The sequence below is a fragment of the Streptomyces tremellae genome (assembly GCF_039540215.1).
Classification (GTDB): domain Bacteria; phylum Actinomycetota; class Actinomycetes; order Streptomycetales; family Streptomycetaceae; genus Streptomyces; species Streptomyces tremellae.
In genome coordinates, this window is the sequence record NZ_BAABEP010000062.1 from 1 (window position 1) to 13966 (window position 13966).

Here is a 13966-nt window from a genome sequence, read left to right on the forward strand (position 1 = left end):
GATCGGTGGACGGCCGCGCACCGCGGCCGCCGGCCCCGCGCGGCCCGCGCCTGACGCGGGCCGCAGGCCCCCGCCCCCACCCGTCCCCCCTGTGCCCCTCCCTCTCCGCCCCTCCCCTGTGTCTTCCGCACCCTGAAGGAGTTGCCACCATGGCCACCACGTCAACCGACAGCGTCCTGGGCGGCGTCGTCGTCGCCACCGCCCTCCCCTACCGGGAGGACCCGTCGGCACCGGCCGGGCTCGCGGTCGACCTCGACCGGTACGCCGAGCACTGCGCCTGGCTCGTCGACAGCGGCTGCGACGGCGTCGGCCCCAACGGCTCGCTCGGCGAGTACTCGTCGCTCACCGACGAGGAGCGCCGCGCCGTGGCCCGTACCGCGATCGAAGCGGTCGCCGGGCGCGGCAAGGTCATCGTCGGTGTGCACGGCGTCGGTTCGCACCTCGCCGCGCGCTGGGCCGAGGCCGCGGCGGAGGACGGCGCGGACGGCGTGCTGTGCCTGCCGCCCACCATGTACCGCGCCAACGAGGGCGAGGTCGTCGCGCACTTCGAGGCCGTCGCCGCGGTGGGCCTGCCGGTGATGGTGTACAACAACCCCTTCGACACCAAGGTCGACCTGACGCCCGCGCTCCTCAAGGAGATCGCGCAGATCGACAACATACGGGCCGTCAAGGAGTTCTCCGGCGACGTGCGGCGCGTGCTGGAGATCAAGGAGCAGGCGCCGGAGCTCGACGTGATCAGCGGCGCCGACGACGTCGTGCTCGAAAGCCTGCTGATGGGCGCCACCGGGTGGTTCGCCGGCTTCCCGAACGTCTTCCCCGCCGAGTCGGCGCGGCTGTTCGAGCTGGCGCGCGCCGGGAAGCTGGAGGAGGCGCGGGCACTGTACGAGCCGCTGGTCGCCGCGTTCCGCTGGGACTCGCGCACGGAGTTCGTGCAGGCCATCAAGCTGGGCATGGAGATGGTCGGCCGGTTCGGCGGCCCCTGCCGCCCGCCGCGCGGCCCGCTGGTGCCCGCCTTCCGCGAGCAGGTCACCGCCGACATGCGGCGCGCGATCGACGCGCTGGCCGCGCTCGGCGGCGAAGGACAGCAGGCCTGATGCGCAGCGTCCGCGCGATCAGCGCCGTCGACTCGCACACCGAGGGCATGCCGACCCGGGTCGTCACCGGCGGTGTGCCGCCGGTCCCCGGTGCCACCATGGCCGAGCGGCGCCGGTACGCCATCGAGCACCTGGACGAGCTGCGGCGGTTCCTGGTGGACGAGCCGCGCGGGCACTCGGCGATGAGCGGCGCCCTGCTCCAGCCGCCGCTGCGCGAGGACGCCGACTGGGGTGTGCTGTACATCGAGGTGAGCGGCTTCCTGCCGATGTGCGGGCACGGCACGATCGGAGTGGCGACGGTCCTGGTGGAGACCGGCATGGTGCCGGTCACCGAGCCGGAGACCGTCGTACGGCTCGACACGCCGGCGGGGCCCGTGGAGGCGAGGGTCGCCGTGCGCGACGGCGTCGCGGAGCGCGTCACCCTGCGCAATGTGGACGCCTTCGCGCTCGAACTCGACGCCGAGGTGGACGTGCCCGGGCTCGGGCGGGTCCGCTACGACATGGCGTACGGCGGGAACTTCTACGCCGTGGTCGACCTGGCCTCGATCGGGCTGCCGTTCGACCGGGCGCGCAAGGACGAGATCCTGGCAGCCGGGCTCGCGATCTCCGACGCCGTCAACGCCCGCAGCGCGCCGGTGCATCCCGCGGACCCGGCGATCAGGGGCTGCAAGCACGTGCAGTTCCTGGCCCCCGGGTCGGACGCACGGCACTCGCGCAACGCGATGGCGATCCAGCCCGGCTGGTTCGACCGTTCGCCGTGCGGCACGGGCACGTCGGCGCGGATGGCGCAGCTGCACGCGCGCGGCGAGCTGCCGCTGGGCGCGGAGTTCGTCAACGAGTCGTTCATCGGCACCCGATTCACGGGGCGCCTGCTGGCCGAGACGGAGGTCGCGGGCGTGCGCGCGGTGGTGCCCGAGTTCTCCGGGCGCGCGTGGATCACCGGCACGGCCACCTATCTGCTCGACCCGGACGACCCGTTCCCGCACGGCTTCGTGCTGTAGGAGCCGGGGCAGACCCGCGGCCCGCGATGCTCCTTAGGACACCGGGGAGGTCAGCGTGGCGGGTTACGCGGCACGGCGGGGCCGCGCCACGGTCGCCGCGGTCGAGGTGCTGCGCAGGAACGGACGCTGACCGGGGCGGGGGGCCGACGGGCCGTGGCGAGGTGCCGTTCACCGGGTGGTAGCGGTGGTGCGCCAGTGTTCGTGCGTTCACCGAACACCTGGGAGGGGACGACCATGGACACGGCGCACGGTGGGGGCCGCGGGACGAGGCGGCGGGGTGTCCCGCCGCCACGCGATCGGCCCGCTCGGCACGGCGGGCGCGGGCGCCGTACCGCTACTGGAGCCCGCGCCCGCCGCCCCGCAGTACGCGGGCGCCCCCGCCTTCCACCCTTCGCCCGGCTCCGGCGGCACCTCGCCCGTACAGAAGCTGCACCTGGCCTTCGGCGCCGATCCGGGCACGCAGATGACCGTGTCGTGGCTGACGGACGGCGCCGTCAGGCGGCCGCGGGTGCGGTACGGGACGCTCGGGACCTCGAACACCCCTATGGCTTCGCGGCGTTCACCGTCGCCCCGGGCCGCCACCCGGATGACACCACCACGATGCACGCCGCGTGCTACAACGTGAACAAGCCGGGCGGCGAGCTGTCGGTGTTCGAGCGCTTCACCCTGCACCGCAAGCGGTCGGACGGGCGCGGCCACCGCTGAGCCGGGCGCCGCGCGGCGTCCGCCGGGAGGTGCGGACTCCCGGCGGACGCCTGCGTGTTCAGCGGGCCAGCACGGCGCGCAGGGCCGCGCTCAGCGCCGCGGCGGCCTCGGCCTCGCCCGCGGGCGCCGCGGGCGCGCGCCAGGCGACGTATCCGTCGGGGCGTACGAGCAGGGCGCCGTCCTCGGGAATCCCCGCCGCGCGGGTCCACTCGCCGTACGGGTCACGGCTGCCCTCGGCGCCCACGGTGACCACGGGCAGCGCGATGCCGAGCGCGTCGCGGGCTTCCGTGGCCGCATGCCGCCACACCCCGCCGGCGAGCCCGGTCAGCACGGTGAAGACGCCCTTGCCTACGAGGTCGAGGGTGGAGACGCGGCGGCCCGCCGCGTCGACGAGCCAGGCGTGCGGGAGTTTCGCGCCGGGCCTGGTGGTGGGCGCGTGCACCAGTTCGGGGTCGTGCGCGAAGACCTCGTCGGGGCTGCCGTCCTGCAGGACCGCGCCTGAGGCGTAGCGCTGGTTCATCTCGACGCCGTGCGCGTTGAACTCGTAGTTCTTCAGCTCCACCGCGGCCTCCAGCCTGCGGCGCTGCGCGGCGCCCTCCGGGGTGGCGGCACGGATCGCGGCGAGGCCTGCGTCGAGGTGCTCCTCGTCGAGCTTCTCCGCGACGCCGAGCGCGTCGAAGACCGGGCCGAACTGGTCCCTGCTGAGGTTGGCGCGCTCCACGATCTGCCGCCCCACCGGGGCCCGTTCCGCGCTGTAGCTGTCGAGCAGGGCCTCCCCCGCCTCGCCGCGCACGACCATGGCGATCTTCCAGGCGAGGTTGTACGCGTCCTGGACTGAGGTGTTGGAGCCGAGGCCGTTCGACGGCGGATGCCGGTGGACCGCGTCGCCCGCGCAGTGCACACGCCCCGCGGAATAGGCGGTGGCGTAGCTGTGGTTCACGGTCCACAGCGAGGTCGAGGTGATCTCGACGGGCAGGTCGGGCACGCCCACGAGGTCCCGCACGACGGCGCGGGCCGTCTCGTCGTCGACCTCGGGCGGCGGCTGCTCGATGTCGTACCCCCACACCAGCAGCCACTCGTTCCACGGCCTGACCATGCGGACGAGGCCCATGCCGATGCCGCCGGTCTCCGCTCCGGGCCGCAGCACCCAGTACAGGACGCTCGGGCGGTGCGCGACATACGGGGTGAGGTCGGCCCTGAAGACGACGTTCATGCTGCCCGCCTTGCCCATGCGGCCGTCCATGGGCAGTCCCGCCTGCTCGGCGACGGCGCTGCGGCCGCCGTCGGCGCCGATCAGATAGCGGGCCCTGACGGTGAACTCGTCGCCCCTGACGCGGTCGCGCAGCAGAGCGGTGACGCCGTCCGCGTCCTGGGTGAAGCTGACGAACTCGGTGTCGAAGCGCACCTTGGCCCCACGGGCCGCGGCGTTGTGGACGAGGATCGGCTCCAGGTGGTTCTGCGGGAGGTCGATGTGGCGGCTGGGGCTCGCGGCGCCGTACTCCGTGGCCGCGGCCGGTCCGCTGCCCCAGGCGCGTATCCGGCCTATCTCCTCGCCGACGAGCGCGGTGCACAGGACGGTGTCGCCCATCAGTTCGTTGGGCGTGCCCGCGGCGAGCGCCTGCTCCTCGACGCCGAGGTCGCGCAGGATCTCCATGGTGCGCTGGTTGGTGATGTGCGAGCGGGGCGTGCCGGCGAGCCAGCCGTAGCGGGTGACGAGGAGGGTGCGCACGCCGTAGGTGGCGAGGAGCAGGGCGGCGCTCCCGCCGGCGGGCCCGCTCCCGACGACGAGGACGTCGGTGTCGTAGGTGTCGCGTGGTGGCATGGGCGCTCCTGGATCGGGCTCGGCCTGGGTGGCGTGTGTGCCGGTCCACGGACCGTCGCGGGGCTCGGCGGCCCCGGTCCTGGCGGGGGCCGTCCGCGGGCGGCCCGGTGATTGAATCATGAAGTGCCTTGGGGGCGTCCGCCGGCACCCGGCCGGGGGCGGCGCGGCGCCGCGTGCCGGCGCCCCGCCGGGCGGCGCGGCGCCGGCACGCGGTGGGAGCGCGGGGTCAGCCTGCCGTGAAGGCCCCCTTCTCCTTGAGCAGGCCCGTCAGGTGGGCGAAGACACGGTCCGTCTCGTGCAGTCCGTCGTGCTCGTACTCGTTGGTGACCCAGGCGTGCGCGTTGCCGACCCGGGCCGCGGTCTCCAGTTGGAGCCCGGAGTCGACGTACATGTCGTCGAAGTAGACGGCGGCGGCCACCGGCACGTCGTTGGCGGCGAGCCTGCCGAGGTCGTAGAGCTCGGGCCACTCCTCGCGGGCCGCCATCAGCTCGACGGCGGGGCGGAACGGCCGCAGCGCCCTGATCTCCTCGAACATCCAGGGGTACATCATCTCGCCGGTGAACAGCAGCGGCCTCGCGTCCTCGGCGAACTGCGGCCTGAGGGCGCGCTCGCGCTCGGCGGCCCACCCGGTGGGGCCGTTCGCGCCGCTGGCGTAGATGGACTCCTGGAGCGCCGCGAACAGCGGATTGGTGTCGAAGGCCGTACGGTCCCTCACCCCGGCGAGGAACGTGTCCGTGAGCCGCTCGCCGCCCGGCCCTTCGGCGAACGCCTCGTCGAGCAGCCAGTGCACCCGCTCGTACCCCGGCTTCATGCCGAAGTCCAGGCCGAGGGTCTGCAGCCGCCTGACCGTCAGCACGTCACCGTCCGGCAAAGTGACACCGCCCGCGGCGAGGCGCTCGGCGATCCGCGCGACCAGGCCGGTGTCGTGCGGGTAGCGCTCGCGGTAGGCGCGGTTCTTGGCCTCGACGCGCGGATAGGTGCACCGGTAGACGGCGTCTGCGCTCGGGGTGACGGACGCGAGGCCGCCGGTGACGAGGCAGGCGTGCAGCCCCCCGGGGGCCTTGGACAGGTAGGTGAGGGTGAGGAAGCCGCCGTAGCTCTGCCCGAGCGTGGTCCAGGGCCGTCCGCCGAAGACCGTCTTCCTGAGGTGCTCCGCGTCGGCGACGATCGCGTCGGCGCGGAAGTGCGCGAGGTACGCGGCGCCCGCCGCGCCGCTGCCGAGGGCGCTCATCACGGCGCCGTCGACCGGCGTGCTGCGGCCGGTGCCGCGCTGGTCGAGCAGGACGACCCGGTGGGTCCTGAGCGCCGCGCCGATCCAGCCGCCGGCGGCCAGGGGGCGCGGCGACCTGCCGCCGGGACCGCCCTGCAGGTAGGCGAGGTACGGCAGGTCCTCGTGGCGGCGCTCCGGGTCGGCGAGCTCTCTGGCGAACACCTTCAGGGTGGCGCCGTCCGGGTCCCCCCAGTCCAGTGGCACGTCGACCAGGTGGTCCCGGACATGGATCCCGGGGAGTGTGTATTCCGCTGTGATCATCGTGGTCACCTTCCCACCGCGTAGCCCTGCATGCCGCGGGGGTTGGCCGCGGCCTTGAGCCAGCCGTCCTCGCGCGCGACGGCGCTGACGTGTCCGAGGGACCAGCTGTCGCCGGTGTCGGCGAGGTGGCCGCGCCTGCGCAGCTCCGCGACGACGGCCGGGTCGTGCCGGTCTTCGAGCAGGATGCGCCCGGGGTGGGTGTCGCGCGGGTAGAACGAGTTCGGCATGTGGGTGGTGTGGAACTCGGGGAAGTCGACGGCCTCCTGGAGGTTCATCCCGCCGTGCACCACGTTGAGGAAGAAATGCAGCGTCCACTGGTCCTGGAAGTCACCGCCCGGGGTGCCGAAGGCGAGCCACGGCTTGCCGTCCCGCAGGGCGAACGACGGGGTGAGCGTGGTGCGCGGACGGGCGCCGGGGCGCAGCGAGTTGGGCAGGCCCTGCTCGACCCAGAACATCTGGCCGCGGGTGGAGAGGCAGAAGCCGAGCCCCGGCACGGTGGGCGAGGACTGGAGCCAGCCGCCGCTCGGGGTGGCGGAGATCATCATGCCGCCGCTGTCGGCGACGTCGAGGTGGCAGGTGTCGCCGCGTACCTCGCCCGAGGCTGCGACGGTCGGCTCGCCGGCGCCCGCGGCGACGGTGGGTTCGCCCGCGCCCGCCGTGGCGGGCCCGTCGGGGTAGTCGGGGTAGTGGGGCAGGCGGGGCGCGCGACCGCCGGGCGCGCCGGGGCGCAGTTCGAGCGAGGCGGTGTCCGTGATGAGCTGCCTGCGCTCGTCGGCGTAGGGGCGGCTGAGGAGGTCCCCGAGGGGCACGTCGGTGAAGCGCGGGTCCCCGTACCAGGCCTCGCGGTCGGCGAAGGCGAGCTTCCCCGCCTCGATGACGGTGTGCACCCAGTCGGCGGAGCCCGGACCCATGGCCGCCAGGTCGTACCCTTCGAGCAGGGCGAGCTGCTGGAGGAAGACCGGTCCCTGGCCCCAGGGCCCCGTCTTGCAGACGGTGTGGCCGTGGTAGTCGAAGGTGACGGGCTCCTCGACGGCGGGTTCCCAGGCGGCGAGGTCGTCGGCAGTGAGCAGGCCGCGGTGCGGGGTGCCCGAGGTGTCCATCACCTCGGTGCCGCCGCAGTACGTGCCGATGGCGTCGGCGACGAACCCCTTGTACCAGGCGTCGCGCGCGGCGCGGATGCGCTGCTCGCGGGTGCCGCCCGCGGCCTCCGACTCGTCCACGATGCGGCGGTAGGTGGCGGCGAGCACGGGGTTGGTGAAGTGGCTGCCCGCCTCGGGGATGCGGCCGCCGGGCAGCCAGGTGGCGGCCGAGGTGGGCCAGTGGGTGCGGAACATGTCCGCGACCGTCTCCAGCGCGGACGACACCCGGCCGAGCAGCGGGTGGCCCTTGTCGGCGTAGTGGATGGCGGGTTCGAGGACGTCCCGTACGGACCAGGTGCCCCAGCGCTCCAGCAGGAGCAGCCAGGCGCCGAAGGACCCGGGCACCACGTTCGGCAGGAAGCCGGTGCCCGGCACGATGTCGAGGCCGAGCGCGGCGAGCGCCTCGCCGGTCGCGGCGGCGGGCGCGGTGCCCTGGCCGCACACGACGTGGACCTGCTCATCCTCCGGGTCGAACAGCAGGATCGGTACGTCGCCGCCGGGGCCGTTGAGGTGCGGCTCCACCACCTGGAGGACGAAGCCCGCGGCGACGGCGGCGTCCGCGGCGTTGCCGCCGCGCTCCAGGACGCTCATGCCGGTGGCGGAGGCCAGCCAGTGGGTGGAGGCGACCATGCCGAAGTCGCCCACGAGCTCAGGACGTGTGGTGAACAACGCTGTTCCTTCCCTGGGAGATGTCGGGTCCGCCGGTCTCGGCGTCCACGAGGTGGCACGAGACCGGATGGTCGGCCGCCGTCACGCCGGTGAGCCGGGGGGTCTCGGTGCGGCAGCGGTCCACGGCGACCGGGCAGCGCGGGTGGAAGGCGCAGCCCAGGACTCGGGTGGACTGGCTCGGCAGGTCGCCGCCGAGCACGATCCGCCCGGCGGCCTTGGTGCCGCTCGGGTCGGGCACGGGCGCCGCGGACAGCAGTGCCTGGGTGTAGGGGTGCTGGGGGTGGGCGAAGAGTTCCTCGCGGGTGGCGGTCTCCACGATCCTGCCGAGGTACATCACGGCGATGCGGTCGCTGATGAACTCGACGACGGACAGGTCGTGCGTGATGAACAGGCAGGAGAAACCCAGGTCCGACTGGAGGTCGAGGAGGAGGTTGAGGATGGAGGCCTGGACGGAGACGTCCAGTGCGGAGACGGGTTCGTCGGCGACGACGAGCCGCGGGTTCATCACGAGGGCGCGGGCGAGCGCGACGCGCTGGCGCTGGCCTCCGGACAGCTCGTGCGGGAAGCGGGTCGCCATCCGGGCGCGGAAGCCGACGCGTTCGAGCATCTCGGTGACGCGGCGGCGGCGCTCGGCCGCGGTGCCCTCGCCGTGCCGGCGCAGCGGTCCGCCGACGATGTCCCCGATCTTCATCCGCGGGTCGAGGGAGGAGTAGGCGTCCTGGAAGACGACGTGGACGTCCCTGCGCAGCGGCCGCATCTCCCGCCTGCTGACGGTGGATATGTCGCGGCCGAGGAGCTCGATGCGCCCGGCCGTCGGCTCGGTGAGCCGGGAGACGCACTTGCCGACGGTGGACTTGCCGCTGCCCGACTCGCCGACGAGGCCGAGGACTTCGCCCTGCCCGATGCGCAGGTCGACCCCGTCGACGGCCCGTACGGGCCCGTTCCTGCGGGCGGCGCGTGAGCGGCCGGGGTAGTGCTTGACGAGGCCCTGGACGTCGAGGACGGGCCCGCCCTGCGCGCGCTGCGGTGTGTCGTTCATGCGGTCTCTCCAGGGCCCGGGTGGTGGCAGGCGACCAGGTGGTGTTCCGCGACGGTGCCGAGCGCGGGCCGGTGCGCCGTGCAGTCCGCGGTGGCGCGGGTGCAGCGGGGCGCGAACTGGCAGGCGTCCGGGTCGTCGGTGGGCGGCGGCACCATGCCGGGGATCTCGGTGAGCCTGCGGCGCCCGGTGACGCGGACGGCGCGGGCCGGCAGGGCGTTCAGCAGGCCCAGTGTGTAGGGGTGTTGCGGCTGCTCGAAAAGCGCGGCGGCGGGCGAGTGCTCGACGTGGCGGCCCGAGTACATGACGACGACGTGGTCGGCGACCTCCGCGACCACGCCGAGGTCGTGGGTGATCAGCACGACGGCCGTGCCGAGTTCGTCGCGGAGCCTTGCGATGATGTCGAGCACGGCCGCCTGGATGGTGACGTCGAGCGCGGTGGTGGGCTCGTCCGCGATGAGCACCTTCGGGTCGCAGGCGACGGCCGTCGCGATCATGACGCGCTGGCGCATGCCGCCGGAGAGCTCGTGCGGGTAGGCGCCGGCCCGCTGCCGGGCGTCGGGGATGCCGACGAGTTCGAGGAGTTCCACGACGCGTTCGCGCACCTGGGCACGGCTCTTGCCGGTGTGCCGCCTGATCACCTCGCCGATCTGCTTGCCGACCGTGTAGGCGGGGTTGAGCGAGGTCATCGGCTCCTGGAAGACGACGGAGATGTCCTTGCCCCTGATGTCCTGCATGCGTTTCTCGGACAGGGTGGTCAGGTCGGTGCCGTCGAGGAGCACGGATCCGCCGATGGTGGCGCTGGTGTGGTCGAGCAGCCGGGGGATGGCCATCGCGGTGGCGGTCTTGCCGCAGCCGGACTCGCCGACGAGGGCGAGGATCTCGCCGCGGTCGAGGGAGAAGGACACGTCCTTCGCCGCGTAGACGGGACCGTCCTCGGTCCTGTACTGGACCCGCAGGTCCCTGACTTCGAGGAGTGGCATCACAGCTCCCTGGGGTCGAGCACGTCGCGCAGGCCGTCGCCGAGGAGGTTGAAGCCGAGCGTGGTGAGGGCGATGGCGACGCCCGGGAAGACGGCGAGCAGCGGGTCCTGGGCGAGGAACTGCTGGGCGCTCGTCAGCATGACGCCCCACGACGCCTGCGGCGGCTGGACGCCGAGGCCGAGGAAGCTCAGCGCGGCCTCGCCGAGGATCCCGGCGGGGATCGCGACGGTGGCCTTCACGATGAGGGTGTTCGTCATGTTCGGCAGGATGGACCTGCCCATGATGGCGAGGTCCCCTGTGCCGTCGGCGACGGCGGCCTGGACGAAGTCCTGCTGCCGCAGGACGAGCGTCTCGCCGCGTACGACGCGGATCACGGAGGGTACCTCGGCGACGGCGAGCGCGATGATCACATTGCGCAGGGACGGGCCGAGGATCGCGGCCATGCCGACCGCGAAGATCAGGTAGGGGAACGACAGGACGACGTCGGTGATCCGCATGAGCACCGAGTCGGTCCAGCCCCTGAAGTACCCGGCGGCGAGGCCGAGCGGCACTCCGACCGCCATGGCGAGCGCGGAGGACACCACGCCGGCGAGCAGCGAGACGCGGGCGCCGTTGCAGATCCGGGAGAGGACGTCGCGGCCGAGGTCGTCGGTGCCGAGCCAGTGCTCGCCGGTGGCGCCCGCCAGGATGTCGGTGAGCCCGAGTTTGGTCGAACTGCCCGCGAAGAAGGGCCCGATGAGGGCGACTCCGAGGAAGACGAGCACCATGACGGCCCCGATCACGGCCATCCTGCGGCGCAGCAGGCGGCGCAGGGTGCGCCGCCAGGAGACCTGGGGCGGTGCCTCGTCGGCGACCGCGGGGACGTCCGCGGGCGCGGGGCTCGCGGTGTCGACTGCTGCTTCGTTCACTGGGAGCCTCCAGCCATCCGCAGGCGGGGGTCGAGGTAGGCGTAGGTGATGTCCACCAGGAGGTTGATCACCACATAGCCGGCGACGGTGACCAGGACGGCGCCCTGGATGACGGGGTAGTTGCGGGACGAGACCCCGTCCACGATGAGCTTGCCGAAGCCGGGGATGACGAAGATCTGCTCGGTGATGACGGCGCCGCTGATCAGGCCGGCCAGCTGGAGGCCGACGACCGTGGTGACGGTCGTGAGGCTGTTGCGCAGGGCGTGCCTGATCTGCTGGGCGCGGGAGAGGCCCTTGGACTTCGCGGTGCGTACGTACTCCGCGTTCAGCTGGCTGAGCAGGGAGGAGCGGGTCTGCCGCATCACGACGGCGGAGAGGCCGAGGCCGAGCACGAGGACGGGCATCACCATGCGTTCGAGGTTGCCGACGGGGTCGTCGGCGAGCCCCACGAAGCCGGACGCGGGCAGGACGTGCCAGTGCACGGAGAAGACGACGATGCCGAGGAGGCCGAGCCAGAAGTGCGGCACGGAGAGGCCGAACAGACCGAATCCGTTGGCCGCGTAGTCGAGGGACGTGCCGCGGCGCACCGCGGAGAGGATCCCGGCGAGCACACCGACCAGCACACCGACGAGGATGGCGAGGAAGGTGAGCTCCAGGGTGACGGGGAGGCGCTCGCCGAGCACCTGGGTCACGGGCGCCTTGTCCTGGGTCGAGGACCCGAGGTTGCCCTGCAGGGCCTGGCCCATGTAGTGCAGGTACTGCAGGGGCAGCGGCTGGTCGAGCCCGAACTGCTTGCGGATCGCCGCGACGGCCTGCGGGGTGGGGCTCTCCCCCGCGAGCACGGTGGCCGGGTCGCCGGGCAGGGCCCGTACGCCGAGGAACACCGCGATGCTGGCGAGGAAGAGCGTGACCACGGCCGCGCCCGTGCGTCGGAGTATGAACTCAATCATGAGACATGCGGATCTTCCTGGGAGGGCGGCGGGTCAGTGGGTCAGGTACGCGGTCTTGAACCGGGGGATGCCGTCGGGCGGGTAGACGACACCGTGCAGCTTGTCGGTGGTGCCGACGAACCAGCGGTCGTGGTACAGGTACAGCAGGGGCCGCTGTTCACCGACGCGCTTGACGGCGGCGCCGTACAGCTCGGCCCGCCGCGTGTTGTCGGTGGTCTGCGCGGCCTCGGCGACAAGGCGGTCGACGGTCTTGTCGTCCGAGCCGGAGAAGTTGTTGGAACCCCCGGTCGTGATGATGTCGTTGGTGTCGCCGTCCGGGTCGACACGGCCCGACCAGCCCTCCAGGAAGGTGTCGAACTGGCCCTTGCGGGCGAGGTCGAGACCTGACACGAGGTCGATGGGGCGCACACTGACCTTGAAGCCGACGTCGTTGGCCATCGACTGGACGACCTGCGCCTCGCGCTGGCTGGCCGCGCCGGTCGGCACCATCAGTTCGACGGGTACGGGCGTCTTCACACCGGACTTCTTCACCAGGGCGCGGGCGGCGTCCGGGGCGAAGGGGGTGCAGTCGGTCTTGGTGCGCAGCGCGCTCTGCGCGGGCAGCGGGCCGCAGTCCGGCACCATCTGGCCGTTCCACACGGACTGGTTGAGGGCGTTCCTGTTGATGCTCATCTCGAACGCCTTGCGCAGGCCGGCCGAGTGGCTGAGGGCCGTCTTCGCGTTCTTGCGGACGTTGATGGAGAGCGACTGGTACGCGATGGTGTCGGAGTGGAGGACCTTCTCGCCCTTCTCGTTCTCCAGGTTGACCGCGTCGCTGGGGTCGAGGTGCTCGGCGGCCTGGACGTCGCCGGACTCCAGATTGGCCGTGGCCACGCTGGAGTTGGTGATGAACTTGTAGACGATGCCGTTCAGCCTGACCTTGTCGCGGTCGTAGTAGTCCTGCGACTTGACGAAGGACAGCTCGTTGCCCGAGACGCGGCTCTTGAAGGAGAACGGGCCGACGCACACCGGCGCGGTGCCGAAGTTGTCGCCGAGCTTCTTGAGCGCCGTCGGCGACATCACCAGGCCCGAGCGGTCGGCGAGTTGGGCGAGCAGGGGTGCCGAGGGGTGCTTGAGCCTGATCCGTACGGTGGTCGGGTCCTTCACCTCGACCCTGGAGACCGCGTTGAGTTCGCCCACGCGCGCGGACGCCTTCATGGTGAGGTCGCGGTCGAGTGTGGTCTTGACGGCGGCCGCGTCCAGCGGCGTCCCGTCGTTGAACGCGACGCCCTTGCGCAGTGGGATGTCCATGGTTCTGCCGCCGTCGGACATGACGGGCATGCCCGCCGCGAGCTGCGGGACGATCTTGAGGTTCGCGTCGACGTCGTAGAGCTTCTCGCAGAAGCTGGTGAACACCAGGCGTGCGGCGAAGGTGTTGGCGAGCGTCGGGTCGAGGCTGTCAGGCTCGGTCGGGGTCGAGACGACCAGGACGTCGGAGCCCGCGTCGGCTGTGGTCCCGCCGCCGGGGGTGGAACAGGAGGAGAGCAGCAGGACTGCCGCTGCCGCGGTGGCTCCCGCGGCGAAGGTGCGTGGACGCATGAGTCCTCGATGGGTTGCGCGTGGGCAGGGATCGGGCCGGGCCCGCGCCCCGGCCGGGCCGTGGTCCGGGATGCGCGACGGGGCGCCGCGGCGGACGGGCCGCCGGGGCCGGTGGGTCTGGCCGGTCCACCGGGCCCGGGGGGCCAGTGGGCCGATGGGTCTGACGGGTCCGGTGGGCCGATGGGTCCGGCAGTCGGGGCCGGTGGACCTGGTGGGTTCGGTCGGGCCTACGGGTCGGATGAGTCTGATGGGTCTGGTCGGGCCGGCGGGTCCTGTCGGGCCTGTCGGGCCTGTCGGGCCTGTCGGGCCACCGTGTCCCGCGGATCTGGTCGGTCCCGCCGGGGCCGGTGGGTCTGGTCGGTCCCGCCGGGGTCTGCGGGCCCGGTCGGTTCGGTGTGTCCACGGGATCCGGTCGCGCGGACGGCCCGTTGTGCGGGTGGCGCCGCCGCCGGACGGTGCGGGGTGCGGTGCTGACGGGCTGCGCCGCGACGGACGCCGCGGGTGTACGGGTGCTGTGGGGCGGACTGCGGTACGGGGGTGGTGGACACGG

11 protein-coding genes are annotated in these 13966 nt (G+C 72.8%); 3 read left to right on the forward strand and 8 right to left on the reverse strand.

Annotated elements, in window-relative coordinates:
• Nucleotides 1–149 precede the first annotated feature (149 nt).
• From ABEA77_RS28360 to ABEA77_RS28370, 3 genes are all read left to right on the forward strand, one after another.
• Entirely contained in the window at nucleotides 150–1094 is a 945-nt protein-coding gene (locus ABEA77_RS28360; RefSeq protein WP_345653613.1) for a dihydrodipicolinate synthase family protein, read from the forward strand.
• Nucleotides 1094–2095, forward strand: a complete 1002-nt coding sequence (locus ABEA77_RS28365) for a proline racemase family protein (RefSeq protein ID WP_345653616.1) — start codon at nucleotides 1094–1096, stop codon at nucleotides 2093–2095. Before ABEA77_RS28360 ends, ABEA77_RS28365 begins: the two co-directional genes overlap by 1 nt.
• A 474-nt stretch (nucleotides 2096–2569) precedes the next feature.
• Nucleotides 2570–2800 carry a hypothetical protein gene (locus tag ABEA77_RS28370; protein ID WP_345653619.1) on the forward strand — a complete coding sequence of 77 codons (231 nt, stop codon included), beginning with the start codon at nucleotides 2570–2572 and terminating at the stop codon, nucleotides 2798–2800.
• A gap of 58 nt (nucleotides 2801–2858) precedes the next feature.
• Here ABEA77_RS28370 and ABEA77_RS28375 read toward each other — a convergent pair whose 3' ends face one another.
• From ABEA77_RS28375 to ABEA77_RS28410, 8 genes are all read right to left on the reverse strand, one after another.
• Nucleotides 2859–4622, reverse strand: a complete 1764-nt coding sequence (locus ABEA77_RS28375; protein WP_345653622.1) for an FAD-dependent oxidoreductase — start codon at nucleotides 4620–4622, stop codon at nucleotides 2859–2861.
• A gap of 226 nt (nucleotides 4623–4848) precedes the next feature.
• Nucleotides 4849–6153, reverse strand: coding sequence for an alpha/beta fold hydrolase (locus ABEA77_RS28380; RefSeq protein WP_345653625.1), 1305 nt, complete (start codon nucleotides 6151–6153; stop codon nucleotides 4849–4851).
• Between the two features lie 5 nt (nucleotides 6154–6158).
• On the reverse strand, nucleotides 6159–7961 hold the full coding sequence (locus tag ABEA77_RS28385; RefSeq protein WP_345653628.1) for a gamma-glutamyltransferase family protein: 1803 nt from the start codon (nucleotides 7959–7961) through the stop codon (nucleotides 6159–6161).
• Nucleotides 7942–9000: an ABC transporter ATP-binding protein gene (locus ABEA77_RS28390; RefSeq protein ID WP_345653631.1), complete on the reverse strand. Its 1059-nt coding sequence runs from the start codon at nucleotides 8998–9000 to the stop codon at nucleotides 7942–7944. The genes ABEA77_RS28385 and ABEA77_RS28390 overlap by 20 nt, the downstream gene beginning before the upstream one ends.
• Nucleotides 8997–9980: an ABC transporter ATP-binding protein gene (locus ABEA77_RS28395; RefSeq protein WP_345653634.1), complete on the reverse strand. Its 984-nt coding sequence runs from the start codon at nucleotides 9978–9980 to the stop codon at nucleotides 8997–8999. Before ABEA77_RS28395 ends, ABEA77_RS28390 begins: the two co-directional genes overlap by 4 nt.
• A complete protein-coding gene (locus tag ABEA77_RS28400; protein WP_345653637.1) occupies nucleotides 9980–10888 on the reverse strand; it encodes an ABC transporter permease in 909 nt (302 codons plus the stop codon). The genes ABEA77_RS28395 and ABEA77_RS28400 overlap by 1 nt, the downstream gene beginning before the upstream one ends.
• Nucleotides 10885–11838 (reverse strand): ABC transporter permease, encoded by a 954-nt coding sequence (locus ABEA77_RS28405; protein WP_345653640.1) that lies wholly within the window; start codon nucleotides 11836–11838, stop codon nucleotides 10885–10887. The genes ABEA77_RS28400 and ABEA77_RS28405 overlap by 4 nt, the downstream gene beginning before the upstream one ends.
• A 33-nt stretch (nucleotides 11839–11871) precedes the next feature.
• Entirely contained in the window at nucleotides 11872–13416 is a 1545-nt protein-coding gene (locus tag ABEA77_RS28410) for an ABC transporter substrate-binding protein (RefSeq protein WP_345653643.1), read from the reverse strand.
• Nucleotides 13417–13966: the final 550 nt, after the last annotated feature.

What these genes read in the sequence shown, in the direction of transcription:
- ABEA77_RS28365 (WP_345653616.1), top strand. Translation starts at nt 1,094, where the DNA reads ATGCGCAGCGTCCGCGCGATCAGCGCCGTCGACTCGCACACCGAGGGC.
- ABEA77_RS28360 (WP_345653613.1), top strand. Translation starts at nt 150, where the DNA reads ATGGCCACCACGTCAACCGACAGCGTCCTGGGCGGCGTCGTCGTCGCC.
- ABEA77_RS28410 (WP_345653643.1), bottom strand. Translation starts at nt 13,416, where the DNA reads ATGCGTCCACGCACCTTCGCCGCGGGAGCCACCGCGGCAGCGGCAGTC.
- ABEA77_RS28380 (WP_345653625.1), bottom strand. Translation starts at nt 6,153, where the DNA reads ATGATCACAGCGGAATACACACTCCCCGGGATCCATGTCCGGGACCAC.
- ABEA77_RS28405 (WP_345653640.1), bottom strand. Translation starts at nt 11,838, where the DNA reads ATGATTGAGTTCATACTCCGACGCACGGGCGCGGCCGTGGTCACGCTC.
- ABEA77_RS28395 (WP_345653634.1), bottom strand. Translation starts at nt 9,980, where the DNA reads ATGCCACTCCTCGAAGTCAGGGACCTGCGGGTCCAGTACAGGACCGAG.
- ABEA77_RS28375 (WP_345653622.1), bottom strand. Translation starts at nt 4,622, where the DNA reads ATGCCACCACGCGACACCTACGACACCGACGTCCTCGTCGTCGGGAGC.
- ABEA77_RS28390 (WP_345653631.1), bottom strand. Translation starts at nt 9,000, where the DNA reads ATGAACGACACACCGCAGCGCGCGCAGGGCGGGCCCGTCCTCGACGTC.